The organism is Mesorhizobium sp. C395A (assembly GCF_030323205.1).
Classification (GTDB): domain Bacteria; phylum Pseudomonadota; class Alphaproteobacteria; order Rhizobiales; family Rhizobiaceae; genus Mesorhizobium.
Map to the genome: position 1 here is coordinate 3,351,382 of NZ_CP100473.1, position 12,196 is coordinate 3,363,577.

Annotated in this window: 15 protein-coding genes; 10 read left to right on the top strand and 5 right to left on the bottom strand. The window is 61.9% G+C overall.

Translation table 11 applies throughout. From position 1 onward, the window contains the following. Nucleotides 1–14: 14 nt before the first annotated feature. Entirely contained in the window at nucleotides 15–515 is a 501-nt protein-coding gene (locus tag NLY37_RS16435) for an NUDIX domain-containing protein (protein WP_031195394.1), read from the top strand. A 16-nt stretch (nucleotides 516–531) separates the two neighbouring features. Here the strand turns inward: NLY37_RS16435 and NLY37_RS16440 are convergent, their stop codons facing one another. Beyond that, nucleotides 532–1,518, bottom strand: a complete 987-nt coding sequence (locus tag NLY37_RS16440) for a glutathione S-transferase family protein (RefSeq protein WP_023741031.1) — start codon at nucleotides 1,516–1,518, stop codon at nucleotides 532–534. Nucleotides 1,519–1,789: 271 nt separating this feature from the next. Between NLY37_RS16440 and NLY37_RS16445 the strand changes: the two genes are divergently transcribed. From NLY37_RS16445 to NLY37_RS16470, 6 genes are all read left to right on the top strand, one after another. Beyond that, a complete protein-coding gene (locus tag NLY37_RS16445) occupies nucleotides 1,790–2,326 on the top strand; it encodes a GNAT family N-acetyltransferase (protein WP_023741030.1) in 537 nt (178 codons plus the stop codon). Between the two features lie 106 nt (nucleotides 2,327–2,432). Then, nucleotides 2,433–3,194 (top strand): 3-hydroxyacyl-CoA dehydrogenase, encoded by a 762-nt coding sequence (locus NLY37_RS16450; RefSeq protein ID WP_023741029.1) that lies wholly within the window; start codon nucleotides 2,433–2,435, stop codon nucleotides 3,192–3,194. Nucleotides 3,195–3,200: 6 nt separating this feature from the next. Continuing rightward, complete coding sequence (locus tag NLY37_RS16455; RefSeq protein ID WP_023741028.1) at nucleotides 3,201–4,367, top strand: CaiB/BaiF CoA transferase family protein; 1,167 nt, start codon at nucleotides 3,201–3,203, stop codon at nucleotides 4,365–4,367. Nucleotides 4,368–4,402: 35 nt separating this feature from the next. Then, on the top strand, nucleotides 4,403–5,173 hold the full coding sequence (locus tag NLY37_RS16460) for a HugZ family pyridoxamine 5'-phosphate oxidase (protein WP_023741027.1): 771 nt from the start codon (nucleotides 4,403–4,405) through the stop codon (nucleotides 5,171–5,173). Between the two features lie 153 nt (nucleotides 5,174–5,326). Then, nucleotides 5,327–5,665 (top strand): ArsR/SmtB family transcription factor, encoded by a 339-nt coding sequence (locus NLY37_RS16465; protein ID WP_023669951.1) that lies wholly within the window; start codon nucleotides 5,327–5,329, stop codon nucleotides 5,663–5,665. A 71-nt stretch (nucleotides 5,666–5,736) separates the two neighbouring features. Continuing rightward, nucleotides 5,737–6,531 (top strand): TrmH family RNA methyltransferase, encoded by a 795-nt coding sequence (locus NLY37_RS16470; protein ID WP_023683629.1) that lies wholly within the window; start codon nucleotides 5,737–5,739, stop codon nucleotides 6,529–6,531. A gap of 38 nt (nucleotides 6,532–6,569) precedes the next feature. Here the strand turns inward: NLY37_RS16470 and NLY37_RS16475 are convergent, their stop codons facing one another. Together NLY37_RS16475 and NLY37_RS16480 are read right to left on the bottom strand one after the other, a co-directional pair. Further along, entirely contained in the window at nucleotides 6,570–7,730 is a 1,161-nt protein-coding gene (locus NLY37_RS16475; protein ID WP_023741026.1) for a coiled-coil domain-containing protein, read from the bottom strand. Nucleotides 7,731–7,885: 155 nt separating this feature from the next. Next, nucleotides 7,886–8,422 carry a DUF1134 domain-containing protein gene (locus NLY37_RS16480; protein ID WP_245259859.1) on the bottom strand — a complete coding sequence of 179 codons (537 nt, stop codon included), beginning with the start codon at nucleotides 8,420–8,422 and terminating at the stop codon, nucleotides 7,886–7,888. A 391-nt stretch (nucleotides 8,423–8,813) separates the two neighbouring features. On the opposite strand from NLY37_RS16480, the gene chpT reads away from it, so the two are divergent. Continuing rightward, nucleotides 8,814–9,443 (top strand): histidine phosphotransferase ChpT, encoded by a 630-nt coding sequence (gene chpT / locus NLY37_RS16485; protein WP_023669947.1) that lies wholly within the window; start codon nucleotides 8,814–8,816, stop codon nucleotides 9,441–9,443. A gap of 244 nt (nucleotides 9,444–9,687) precedes the next feature. Then, entirely contained in the window at nucleotides 9,688–10,056 is a 369-nt protein-coding gene (locus NLY37_RS16490) for a response regulator transcription factor (RefSeq protein WP_023669946.1), read from the top strand. A gap of 85 nt (nucleotides 10,057–10,141) precedes the next feature. On the opposite strand, the gene ctrA is transcribed toward NLY37_RS16490, so the two are convergent. Then, nucleotides 10,142–10,837, bottom strand: a complete 696-nt coding sequence (ctrA, locus tag NLY37_RS16495) for a response regulator transcription factor CtrA (protein ID WP_006203583.1) — start codon at nucleotides 10,835–10,837, stop codon at nucleotides 10,142–10,144. Nucleotides 10,838–11,286: 449 nt separating this feature from the next. Here ctrA and NLY37_RS16500 point away from each other — a divergent pair, with 449 nt between their 5' ends. Continuing rightward, complete coding sequence (locus tag NLY37_RS16500) at nucleotides 11,287–11,664, top strand: flagellar export protein FliJ (RefSeq protein WP_023669945.1); 378 nt, start codon at nucleotides 11,287–11,289, stop codon at nucleotides 11,662–11,664. 108 nt (nucleotides 11,665–11,772) lie between these two features. Here NLY37_RS16500 and NLY37_RS16505 read toward each other — a convergent pair whose 3' ends face one another. Next, on the bottom strand, nucleotides 11,773–12,174 hold the full coding sequence (locus NLY37_RS16505; protein WP_023741025.1) for a winged helix-turn-helix transcriptional regulator: 402 nt from the start codon (nucleotides 12,172–12,174) through the stop codon (nucleotides 11,773–11,775). Between the last annotated feature and the right edge of the window lie 22 nt (nucleotides 12,175–12,196).

The following is a 12,196-nucleotide window of genomic DNA, read 5'->3' on the forward strand; positions in this document are numbered from 1 at the left end:
ACGGTTTCGCTAGCATGGCTATATCGGACCCGGAGCAGGCGTTTCGCCAGACCGGCTGGGCAGGCCTCAGGGCAAGGCTGTTCCATCTCTATTTCCTGCTGCGGCGGCCGATGACGCTGGGCGTGCGCGGCCTGATCCACGATCGCGCTTCGAACACAGTCTTCCTCATCCGCCACACCTACGTTCCCGGCTGGCAATTGCCGGGCGGTGGCGTCGAAGTCGGCGAGACGCTTGGTGAGGCGCTGGTGCGCGAACTGGCCGAGGAAGGCAACATCGCGCTGACAGCCCAGCCGGTGCTGAAATCGATGCATTTCAACCGCCGCTCCAGCCGCCGCGACCATGTCGGCCTCTATCTCATCGAAACCTTCAACCAGACCGCGCCGAAACTGCCGGACCACGAGATCGCCGAAGCAGGCTTCTTTCCGCTCGACCGCTTGCCGCATGGCACGACGCCGGCGACGCTGCGGCGGCTTGCCGAGGTTTTTGAAGGCGAGCCCGTATCGCCGTACTGGTAGGCTGTCAATCCGATGCTCACGCCGCCTGCCTGAACCGCGCCCGGTCGTGCAGCGCGCCATAGTCGAGCCCAGGCCCGACCGGCACGATGCGCGTCGGGTTGATGCTCTCGTGGCTGCCGTAATAGTGCATTTTGATGTGGTGCAGGTTCACCGTGCCGGCGATACCGGGCACCTGGTAGAGGTCGCGCAGATAGTTCGAAAGGTTCGGATAGTCGGCGATGCGGCGCAGATTGCATTTGAAATGGCCGACATAGACCGGGTCGAAACGCACCAGCGTGGTGAACAGCCGCCAATCGGCCTCGGTGACACGCTCGCCAGTGAGATAGCGCTGTTTTGACAGTCGGCCCTCCAGCGTGTCGAGCGCCGCGAACAGCTCGCCGAACGCCTCTTCATAGGCCGCTTGCGTGGTGGCAAAGCCGGCGCGGTAGACGCCGTTGTTGACGGCGGGAAAGACCAGCGCATTGACCTTGTCGATCTCGCAGCGCAGGCCTGGCGGATAGGAATCGAGAGCGGCATCGCCCCACTCGTCGAAGGCCGAATTGAGCATGCGGATGATTTCGGCGGATTCGTTGGAGACGGTGGTCTCTTCCTTCTTGTCCCACAGCACCGGCACCGAAACCCGGCCCGAATAGGCTGGATCGGCCTTGGTGTAGATTTGGTGCAGGAAGTCGAGGCCGTAGAGCGTGTCGCCGGTGGCGCCATCCTCGGCCAAAAACGTCCAGCCCTCAGCACCGAGGAAATGATGCACGACTGAAACCGGGATGATGTCTTCTAGCTTCTTCAGCGCGCGAAAGATCAGCGTGCGGTGCGCCCACGGACAGGCGAGCGAGACATAAAGATGGTAGCGTCCGGGCTCGGCCTTGAAGCCGCGCGTACGACCTTGCGCCGACGCGCCGTCGCGCGTGATCCAGTCACGCCACTGCGTCTCGGCGCGGATGAACCTGCCGCTGCTATCGACATTGGCCGGACGGTCCTGCCATTTGCCTTCGACCAGCAATCCCATACGAAATCTCCTTGCGTGCCTTGGCCAATGTAGTCGCAAGGCGGCAATGTCGAAGCCGTCATCTGCTGAACAGAGCGTCACTCGTATGAAACGCCGGATGAAAACAGCCGATTGCAGCCGCCGGAAATTGATGCTAGCGGACACTCCGCATGTTCGATCTTGGCTTGATCCGGTTTGACCGACGACGAAAGGGCGCCCGCGCTTAGAAAGCGCTGACTGGCGAACGCTGCCGCTTGCAGCAACCTTTGCTCTTTATCGGACCGCGAAGACCATGAGCCTTGCCGACGTGAAATACCTGCCGGAAACTCCGGCGCATGATCCCGAAATCGAAGCCATCAACGACGAAGCCTTTGGCCCCGGCCGTTTCGTGCTGGCCGCCTACAAGATCCGCGAGACCGGCGGCCACGAGCGCTCGCTATCCTTTGTCGCCATGGATGGCGACGTCGTCATTGCTTCGGTGCGCATGACCCGCATCGCCGCCGGCGCCGGACGCGCGCTGATGCTCGGGCCGCTCGCCGTGCGGCCCGCCTTCAAGAATCTCGGTATCGGCCGCCGGCTCGTGGCGATCGCGCTGGAGGCGGCCGCCAAGGCCGGCGCGCCGGCGGTGATCCTTGTCGGCGACGAGCCTTATTACGGCCCGCTCGGCTTCAGAAAGATCCCCCGCGGCCAGATCTCCATGCCGCGCCCGGTCGACCTCGACCGGCTGCTGTCGCACGAGATCGTGCCCGGTGCCGTGGCACGGCTCTCCGGCGAGGTCGGCCATGCCAGCTTTGCCAGGATCGCGGAGCAGGCACCAGTGATGGCCTGAGCTCCAGGATCGGTCGCGGCACCGGTCGCGATGGATCCCCATTGGTCAGGTTGCACCATGGCGGCGACCTCCGTAGCATGACCCGGAGCAGCACGGAGCACGCAGCATGAACCCGAACGGCCAGATTGCGATCGTAACCGGCGGCGGCTCCGGCCTCGGCGAGGCAACCGCCCGCGCGCTGGCCGACAAGGGCGCGCGCGTCGCCATTTTCGATATCGGCATCGACCGGGCATCGAAGGTGGCGGGCGACATTGGCGGCGCCGCCATCCAGTGCGATGTGAGCAGCGCCGACAGCGGTGCGGCCGCGCTCGCCGAGGTGGAAAAGAGACTTGGGCCAGCACGCATCCTGGTCAATTGCGCGGGCATTGCCATCGGCTTGAAGACCATCGGCAAGGATGGTCCACATCCGCTCGACCAGTACCGCAAGGTGATTGAGATCAATTTGATCGGCACCTTCAACATGATCCGCCTCGTTGCCGACCGTGCCGCCAAACTCGAACCGCTGCAGGGCGGCGAGCGCGGCGTCATCGTCAACACCGCGTCGGTGGCCGCTTATGATGGCCAGATCGGCCAAGCCGCCTATGCCGCATCCAAGGGCGGCGTCGTCGGCATGACGCTGCCGGTTGCCCGCGACCTGGCGCGCTCCGGCATTCGCGTCTGCACCATCGCGCCCGGCATCTTCAAGACGCCAATGATGGCCGGCATGCCGCAGGAGGTGCAGGATTCGCTCGGCGGGGCCGTGCCCTTCCCGTCCCGCCTCGGCGAGCCGTCCGAATATGCCGCGCTCGCCCTGCATATCGTCGAAAACCAGATGCTGAACGGCGAAACCATCCGCCTCGATGGGGCAATCCGCATGGCGCCGAAATAGACGGCCATGGCGGCCGGCGCAGTGAAGACCGGTCCGCTGGCCGGCCTGAAAGTCATCGAGATGGCTGGGCTCGGCCCGGTGCCGCTGGCGGGGCTGATGCTGTCGGACATGGGCGCCGAGGTGCTGCGCATCGAGCGCACCGGTTCGGACCAACCCCTGCTGCCGCTCTCCGATGCGCACAATCTCGACCGTCACGGCCGCTCCATCCTGCGCGTCGACCTCAAGCAGGCAAAAGGCACGGAACTGCTGCTGCGCCTTGCCGAAAAGGCCGATCTGTTTGTCGAAGGCTTTCGCCCCGGTGTGATGGAGCGGCTTGGTCTCGGCCCGGATGCTGCATTGGCGCGCAATCCGGCGCTGATTTACGGCCGCATGACCGGCTTCGGCCAGGACGGGCCGCTCGCAGGTCGTGCCGGCCACGACATCACCTACCTCGCCTATTCGGGTGTGTTGCATGCCATCGGCCGGGAGGAAGGTCGGCCGGTGCCGCCGCTGAATCTGATCGCCGACAATGGCGGCGGCGCCATGATGCTGATCGCCGGGGTGCTTGCAGCGCTGTTCGAGCGCTCGCGCTCCGGCAAAGGCCAGGTGATCGACGCAGCGATGGTCGAGGGCGCTTCGATGCTGGCGGCCCCCATACACGCCTTCATGTCGGCAGGTCTGTGGAGCGACCGGCGCGGCGCCAACCTGCTCGATTCCGGTGCGCCCTTCTACGACACCTATGAGACGGCGGATGCACGCCACGTTGCGGTCGGTTGCCTTGAGCCGCGCTTCTTCGCCGCATTCGCAAGGCTGCTGCCGCTCGGCGAGGATTTTGTCCGCGGCCAATACGACAAGGCGTTGTGGCCGGACATGCGCGCGGCCATTGCCGACCGGTTCCGGCAGAAGACACGCGACGACTGGGACGCGCTGTTTGCCGCAAGCGATGCCTGCGTGGCGCCGGTTCTGTCGCTGGCCGAAGCCAGGGATCATCCGCACAACCGGGCGCGTCACGCATTTGTGAAGGCCGGTGCGCTCGAGCGCCCCGCGCCCGCGCCACGCTTCTCGGCCTCGCAGCCGGCGCTTGCCGGCATGTCTGAAGATGACGATCAGCTGCCCCAGACTGTGCTGGCGCGCTTCGGCTTTTCGACAGCCGAGATCAAAGCGCTTGTCAAAGCCGGCATGATTGGCCAGTAACTGGATTTAGAAAATCAACTTACCTGGTGAGCATTTTGGACCAGCCGAAGAAGGACGTCATTCGCGCGACGGACGCCGAGGCGATCAGGCTGGCCGCAACGCTGATTCGCAGCGCCCGTTTCGGCGCCCTCGCGGTGATCGAGCCGTCGACCGGCGCACCGCTGGCCTCCAGGGTCGGAGTCGCCACCGACATCGATGGCACGCCTCTGATCCTTGTCTCGGCGCTGTCAGCCCATACCGGCGCCATCCTTGCCGAGCCGCGCTGCTCGCTGCTTGTCGGCGAACCCGGCAAGGGCGATCCGCTGGCGCATCCCAGGATAACGCTGGTCTGCCGGGCGCAGCCGCTGGAACGCGGGTCGAGCGCGCATGCCCGCGCCGAGCGGCGCTATCTCAACCGCAATCCCAAGGCAAAGCTCTATGCCGGGCTCGGCGATTTCTCGATCTTTCGCCTCGAGCCGGAGCGCGCCAGCCTGAATGGCGGCTTCGGCAAGGCCTACCTGCTCGACCGTGCCGATCTCATCACCGAGGGGCCGATCGTCGACGAGCTGGCCGCCAGCGAACAATCCGCTCTCGACCACATGAATGCCGACCATCTCGACGCCATCGCCGTCTATGCCCATCATTTCGCCAGGGTTGAAGGTGATGGTTGGACCATCACCGGCTTCGATGCCGATGGCATGGACCTGGCATCGGGCGACACCGTTTGCAGGGTCTATTTTCCGCAGCCATTGAAGACCGCGCGCGACCTGCAGCCGGTTCTGGTCGACCTGGCCAAAGCCGGTCGTGCGCCAGCTACGCAAGGATAATCGTCATGAATCAAAAGCACGTCTTGAGATTTGGGCGAAATGATCTACGATTCAGGCGACGCTGAATCAGCAGCGTGATCCATAGCTGAATTATAGCAGCCAACGCTATTTGCCCCCATAGCGTTTGGATGAGCAGGAAAACATGGGGCATCGATGGTCTCGACCAAACTAATCGCCAATGCCGAATCGGCGGCGACATTTCTGACCCTTATGGGCAACGAAAAGCGGCTCTTGATCATGAGCTATCTGGCCGACGGTGAAATGTCGGTCGGCGCCATCGCCGAAAAGGTGATGCTCAGCCAGTCCGCTTTGTCGCAACATCTGGCCAAGCTCAGGGCGCTCGATCTTGTCGAGACCCGCCGCGACCGGCAGATGATCTACTATTCCTGCAAGTCCGAAGCCGTGCGCGAACTGTTGCGCATGCTGGACGGCATTTTCGGGATAGGCGACTTGTCCCAGATGGCAACGCGTCTGCGCCGCGCCGGGACTTGACCTGCAGGGCTTTACTGGCGGCTCCGATCGCTTCTTACCTCGCTGACGATTTTTCGCCGGCCGAGGTATTGATGGATCCGATCCAGATCGACGACGCGCGCGATCCGCGGGTCGCCGCCTATCTCGACATCCGCGAGCGCGATCTCACCGGCCGCCATGGCCGGTTCGTTGCCGAAGGCAAGGTGGTGCTGGACGTCCTGCTGTCAGCCGGACGCTTTGCTGCGGAGTCGGTCCTGGTCCTCGAAAACCGGCTGGCCGGGCTCGACGACATCCTGCGCAAGGCCCCTGCCGACCTGCCGGTCTACGTTGCGGCAAGCGCCGTCATGGACAGGATCGCCGGCTTCCACATGCATCGCGGTATATTGGCGATCGGCAGCAAGGGCACGCCACAGCCCGCCGAGGCCTTGCTCGACACCTTGCCTGCCGAAGCGTTGATCGTCGTTCTCATCGGCATCGCCAACCATGACAATATCGGATCGATCTTCCGCAATGCCGCCGCCTTCGGCGCCGATGCCGTCTTCGTCGACGCCACCTGTTGCGACCCACTGTATCGCAAGGCGATCCGCGTCTCCGTCGGCGCCGCGTTGAAGGTGCCCTTTGCGTCCTTCGGCGACACTGAAGCTTTCATCGCGAAGCTCGGCGAGTTGGGCTTCGGCCAGGTCGCTTTGTCGCCGCGTGGTGAGGCTGACATTCGCGATGCCGCGCGACCGAAACGACTGGCGCTCTATCTCGGTACCGAAGGCGAGGGCCTCCCGGAGAGCCTGCTTGCCCGCCTGCGGACGGTGCGGATCGCGATGTCGGAAGGGTTCGACAGCCTGAATGTTGCTGCCGCGTCAGCCATTGCGCTGCACCATTTTTCGCCCTGATAGGCGTAGTCAGGCAATTCCAAGCCGGGGCTTGAAACTCAGCTCGGCAAATCTGCCTTCTGCAACGCCCGGACGCGATCGGCCAGGCTGGTGGTTCCTGACCGCGTTTCCTGCGGCGCCGCCAGCGCCTTGGCGATCGGTGAATCAGGTCCTTCGAGCTTGGCCGTCAAATGGACGACCTCAGCCGCCAGATTGTTCATCTGTTCGCGCAAGGCAGAACCGGCATCATTGCCATTGCCGGAACCATTCCCGGGCTTCGCGGATCCAGAACCGCCAAGCTCCGCCTTCATCCGCTTGTTTTCGCGGGCCAGCGTCGTCAGCCTGGCTTCGAGCCGCTCTCGGTCGCCTTCGAGCTTGGCGAGCGTCTTGTCCATGTCCTCGTTCCTGGCGCGGGCACTGTCTTGCGCACCAACCAGGCCAGCAGCCGCGGCGCCTCCCGCAGCCTCGCCCTTCACCCGTTCGCGAAGCCGGGCCAGTTCCTTTTCGCGGCGATCGAGCTTGTCCTCGCGATCGGCAAGCGTGGCGAGCAGGCGCTCGAGCTTTCTGTCGAGGTCGGCGGTTCTTTTCTTTTCGGCCTTCAAGGCATCGCGCGTGGCCTTGGCCTCGGTGACGACTTCCTGATGGCGCCTGTCGGCCTCCTTGCGCTGGCCGCGCAGCACTGAAATGTCGTTGGCAAGTTTTTCCAGCTCGGATTCGCGAGCCACCAGTTCGATCTGACGATTGCTGGAGGAGAAGGACGCGTCGTCGTACATATGCTCGAGCTTTTCCAGCTCGAGCGCGCGCTTTTCCATCGTGCGCTCTGTTTGTGCAAGCCTGTCAGACAGCTGTTGTATCTGCTGCTCGCGATGCAGGAGCAATTCGTTTTTTTCCCCGAGCTCCGAAAGCGCCTGCTTCTTGTCCTTGCGCTCGACCGCCAGGCCCTTCAGCGCCTCGCGGCCGCGATTGATTTCGACGAGTTGCTCATTCGCCTGCTCACGCAGCGTCTTGATGCTGATTTCGAGCCGGCGCGTCGTCATGGCGAACTCGGCCCGCAAGCTGTCCTTATCGGCCTGGATCTCGGCCAGCGTTCGCGGCACCGACGCCTCGACACGCTTGCGTGTCAGCACAACCGCCCGCCGCCAGATGGCCGGCGCGACCAGCAGCGCCAGAAAGCCTGCGCACAGAAAGCCGAGGGCGAAGAACAGGATCGACTGAACCAAGGTGACTACCCGTTACGGGCGGGCCGCTATCCGGCAACCGCCAAGTCTGGACTTTGCCATGTTCGCATGACGCAAATCCAGCGCTGCGGCAAGGGTTTGCCGCAGCTGCAGCGGGTCAGAATCTGTTGATCGGGTCGAAGTGTGGTCGGAATCGCTCAGAAAGGATTCCAGGTCGGCCTCTGCGTCAGCTTCAGATAGCCGAGATTGACGCCAAGCCGCGCGCCGACGCCGGTGCGGATCGGCACCAGCAGCACCCTGTTGTTCTGCAGCACGTTGAAGCCGACGCCGGCCACGACATAGGCCGAACCGGCAACGCCGCCGAACCGATTGTAGAGATTGCTGACGTCGTCGAGGTTATAGACGAGCATCATCACTCGCGATCCCTCGCCGCCGAAATCCCAACCGAGCGAAGGCCCTTGCCAGAACACCTTATGGTCGCCGGCATTCTTGGTGTAGAGCGTACCTTCGCCATAGGTCAGGCCCCCGATCAGCGCGCCGGATCCCTCTTCGCCGAGCAGATAGCCATTGGGCAGGCCGTAGGAGGCAAAAATCTTCTCGACGACGGTTGCGAGACCGCCCGACGTCGCACCGAAGAACTTGTGACCGGAATCGACGATCTCCTGAGCGGTGTATTCCTGTGCCCGCGACGCAGAGGTTGAGAAAGCGAGAGCGCCCATGAGGGCAATCGCCATGAAGAAGACGCGGACAAACGTCCGGTCGTAGAATCGGGAAACCATGCTTCCAATCTCCGTCAGGGAGCACTTTCGCCGACGCCTCGCACCCCGTCCGGCTCTTTAGGCGGCCGTTAAGGATGACTGTTACGGGCAAACTATGCCGTAATCCTTTTTCAACCATTAACCTCCCACATGAACATGGCGGTTCGAAGGCTGTTTCTGACTGTCTGCACGGGCTCCCATCCTGTGCAAAGATGCCGTTTTTCTCACAAGAATTGTGGATTGTTGCTGCACGCTCGGGCGCTGTGTATTCAGAATGCCTGGGGGGAGAGAGCGTGATTCGGGTGGTGAGCGTGGCTGTCGGCCGCGCGGCCACCAGGATGTGAATTTTAGCAGGGATTTTTCGCCGATGGCTGAGCTTTTCTCTCTCTCCGCACCCGATCTCGCAGCCTTGTTGTGCAGCCGAGTCTGCCACGACATCATTTCGCCGGTCGGCGCCATCAACAACGGCCTTGAACTCCTGGACGAGGGCGGCGCCGACGAAGACGCTATGAAACTGATCCGGCAGAGCGCCAGAAACGCTTCGGCCCGCCTGCAATTCGCCCGCATCGCCTTCGGTGCCGCCGGTTCGGCGGGCATGATGATCGACACCGGCGATGCCGAGTCCGTCGCCATCGCCTTCCTGAAGAACGAGAAGCCGGAATTGATCTGGAACGGGGTTCGCGCCCTGCTCCCCAAGAACAAGGTCAAGCTGCTGCTCAATTTGCTGCTTGTCGCCAATGCCGCCATCCCGCGCGGTGGCAGATTGGTGGTCACGCTGGAAAACCTCGACACCGAGCCGCGCTTTGCGCTTGCCGCAAGCGGCCCGATGCTGCGCGTGCCGCCGAAATTCCTCGAACTCCATTCCGGCAACAAGCCCGAGGAGCCTATCGACGCCCATACCGTCCAGCCCTACTACACGCTGCTGCTGGCGCGTGAGGCCAACATGACGATCTCGATTCATGCGACCGCCGAAGAGATCGTGCTGTCCGCGGCTTGAGCGAAGCCGTTCGGCAGGACGTCCGAGCATCAAGAACAATCAAGTATCTTTTCCCGCTGATATTTGCGGCAATTCAGAACAGGAAAGTTTCATTGCCGGCAATGCCCCTGCCGAATGGGGCTGCAGACGACATGTTTGTAAAAACTTTACCTAACGGCTTTTCTGCTTCTTTACCAGATCGGCCTAGTGTGCATCCCGATACCCGGATGCCGCCGGTTCGCCCCATGGCAAAGAGGACCCGGAAATGAAGCGCTGCATGTTTGTCGACGATTCGAGCGTCATCAGAAAGGTTGCAAAACGGATTCTTGGCGGCTCCGACATGGTGGTGATCGAAGCGGCAACTGGACTTGATGCTGTCGAGATGTGCGCTGCCGAGATGCCTGATGTGATTGTCGTCGACGGCGCCCTGCCGGACATGCAAGCGGTCGACGTCATTCGCCAGGTTCGCGCCATGGAGAGCACGATCAAACCGCAGATTCTGATCTCGCTGGTCGAGGTCGATGTTGCCTCGATCATGAAGGCAAAGCGCGCCGGCGCCCAGGGTTATCTGTTGAAGCCGTTCAACCGGCCGCAACTGCTCGAACGATTTCGTACCTTGAAGGTTGCCGCTTGATTCGGCTCGTTTTCGGCCAAAAAGGACAGCAAAAAACCCGGCCTGAGCCGGGTTTTTTGCATTGGTTCAATCGGATGGTGTTCGCTCAGGCGCTGACGCGGATGTCTTCCGGCTCGCGCAGCACATAGCCGCGACCCCAGACCGTCTCGATGTAGTTCTGGCCACCGGATGCTGCGTCGAGCTTCTTGCGCAGCTTGCAAATGAAGACGTCGATGATCTTCAGTTCCGGTTCGTCCATGCCGCCATAAAGGTGGTTGAGGAACATTTCCTTGGTCAGCGTGGTGCCCTTGCGCAGCGAGAGCAACTCCAGCATCTGGTATTCCTTGCCGGTCAGATGCACGCGTTGACCGCCGACTTCGACGGTCTTGGCGTCGAGATTGACCACCAGGTCGCCGGTGGTGATGACCGACTGGGCGTGGCCCTTGGAACGGCGCACGATGGCATGAATGCGGGCGACCAGCTCGTCCTTGTGGAACGGCTTGGTCATATAGTCGTCGGCGCCGAAGCCCAGGCCGCGCACCTTGTCCTCTATACCGGCCATGCCGGACAGGATCAGGATCGGCGTCTTCACCTTGGACAGGCGAAGTGTCCGCAAGACTTCGTAGCCGGACATATCGGGAAGGTTGAGGTCGAGAAGAATGATATCGTAATCATAAAGTTTACCGAGATCGACACCTTCTTCGCCGAGGTCGGTCGTGTAAACATTAAAACTTTCAGATTTGAGCATCAGCTCGATGCTCTGAGCGGTTGCACTGTCGTCTTCTATCAGCAGAACGCGCATTTCATTCCCCTTTTCTGCCGCCGGACCATGTCACGACCCATCCGGGACCGGAGCAGTGATTGCCTGAACAGAGGCTGCCATCGAATGGTTAACAAAACCTAATTCCGCACCAAGGACGATACCAGATTTTTTAACCCCTTTCTACACCCTCTTGAATCTAATGATGAATCACAGAACCAAATCGCTAATGCAACACATTAATAAGTCGGACTAAGTGACTCAAGGGACTCGCTGGCCGGCTTCCGTATCGGGAGCCGGAATTTTTACCCGGCCTTAAGTCCTCGCCCTTATGATTAACAATGCGCGTAAACGAATGGTTACCGCCGGCAAAAAACTTTAGGGATTTGTTTCCCATAGTTCGGGGAATGCCGGTGGATACGGGCGGCGCCAGGCCCTGGCGGGCGGATTGGACGATATGTGCAGGTGTGCGTTTCCGGGAGTACCGAATCATGAAGTCACGTGAAAACCTCGTTCGGCTGAAGCAATTTCAGGTGAATGAGAAGCGGCGGCAGCTGCTGCAGCTCGACATGATGATCGCCGAGTTCGAGCGCATGGCCGTTGAACTGGAGCTTCAGATCACCGCCGAGGAGAAGAAGGCCGGCATCACCGACATCAATCATTTTGCCTATCCGACCTTCGCCAAGGCGGCGCGTCTGCGCCGTGATAACCTCAGAAACTCTCAAAGCGACCTCGCCCAGCAGCGAAGCGCTGCCGAATCATTACTCGGCGAAGCTGAAGCGGAGCTTTCCAAGGCCGAGATGCTGGAATCGCGCGACACCAAGATCCGCGACGCGGAACTCGGCGGTCGCAGCGCCATGATCGGCTGACGGCAGGGTTTTAACCCGACCGGCGCCGCCTGACGCCGCGCTTTGCTTTGCGTGTAGCGCGCCAAAAGGCTCCGGCGCTGCTGACCTGGCCGCAAGGCGGCCGCAGCTTCAGGACCGTGTCAAATCCCCGTCCTGGTTCGCCGCCGCCCTCGCCCGCGCTTGCTTGATGTCAGGCACATGCTCTTCCGACCAGGAGCGTATCTGGGTGAGCAGCCGCGCCAGGTTCTGGCCAAGTTCGGTCAATTCATATTCGACCCGCGGCGGGATCACCGGAAAGATTTCGCGCCGCACCAGCCCGTCGCGCTCGAGGACGCGCAGGGTCTGCGTCAGCATTTTGGGTGTGATGCCTTCCAGCTTGCGCGCCAGTTCCCCATTGCGCATCCGGCCACGGCGCAGCGCACAAACCGTCAGATAGACCCATTTGCTGGCCAGCATCTCGAGCACGGCGTGCGAAGGACACGTCCGCTGGAAGGCGTCATAGCCGGAGCCGCAATCATTATCACTATCCATGAGGTTCCTATATATGGAAAAG

Bases quoted from the DNA above. Each gene is read 5' to 3' on its own strand.
- NLY37_RS16435 (WP_031195394.1), top strand. From the start codon at position 15: ATGGCTATATCGGACCCGGAGCAGGCGTTTCGCCAGACCGGCTGGGCA.
- NLY37_RS16440 (WP_023741031.1), bottom strand. From the start codon at position 1,518: ATGGGATTGCTGGTCGAAGGCAAATGGCAGGACCGTCCGGCCAATGTC.
- NLY37_RS16445 (WP_023741030.1), top strand. From the start codon at position 1,790: ATGAGCCTTGCCGACGTGAAATACCTGCCGGAAACTCCGGCGCATGAT.
- NLY37_RS16450 (WP_023741029.1), top strand. From the start codon at position 2,433: ATGAACCCGAACGGCCAGATTGCGATCGTAACCGGCGGCGGCTCCGGC.
- NLY37_RS16455 (WP_023741028.1), top strand. From the start codon at position 3,201: ATGGCGGCCGGCGCAGTGAAGACCGGTCCGCTGGCCGGCCTGAAAGTC.
- NLY37_RS16465 (WP_023669951.1), top strand. From the start codon at position 5,327: ATGGTCTCGACCAAACTAATCGCCAATGCCGAATCGGCGGCGACATTT.
- NLY37_RS16470 (WP_023683629.1), top strand. From the start codon at position 5,737: ATGGATCCGATCCAGATCGACGACGCGCGCGATCCGCGGGTCGCCGCC.
- NLY37_RS16480 (WP_245259859.1), bottom strand. From the start codon at position 8,422: ATGGCGATTGCCCTCATGGGCGCTCTCGCTTTCTCAACCTCTGCGTCG.
- chpT (WP_023669947.1), top strand. From the start codon at position 8,814: ATGGCTGAGCTTTTCTCTCTCTCCGCACCCGATCTCGCAGCCTTGTTG.
- NLY37_RS16490 (WP_023669946.1), top strand. From the start codon at position 9,688: ATGAAGCGCTGCATGTTTGTCGACGATTCGAGCGTCATCAGAAAGGTT.
- ctrA (WP_006203583.1), bottom strand. From the start codon at position 10,837: ATGCGCGTTCTGCTGATAGAAGACGACAGTGCAACCGCTCAGAGCATC.
- NLY37_RS16500 (WP_023669945.1), top strand. From the start codon at position 11,287: ATGAAGTCACGTGAAAACCTCGTTCGGCTGAAGCAATTTCAGGTGAAT.
- NLY37_RS16505 (WP_023741025.1), bottom strand. From the start codon at position 12,174: ATGGATAGTGATAATGATTGCGGCTCCGGCTATGACGCCTTCCAGCGG.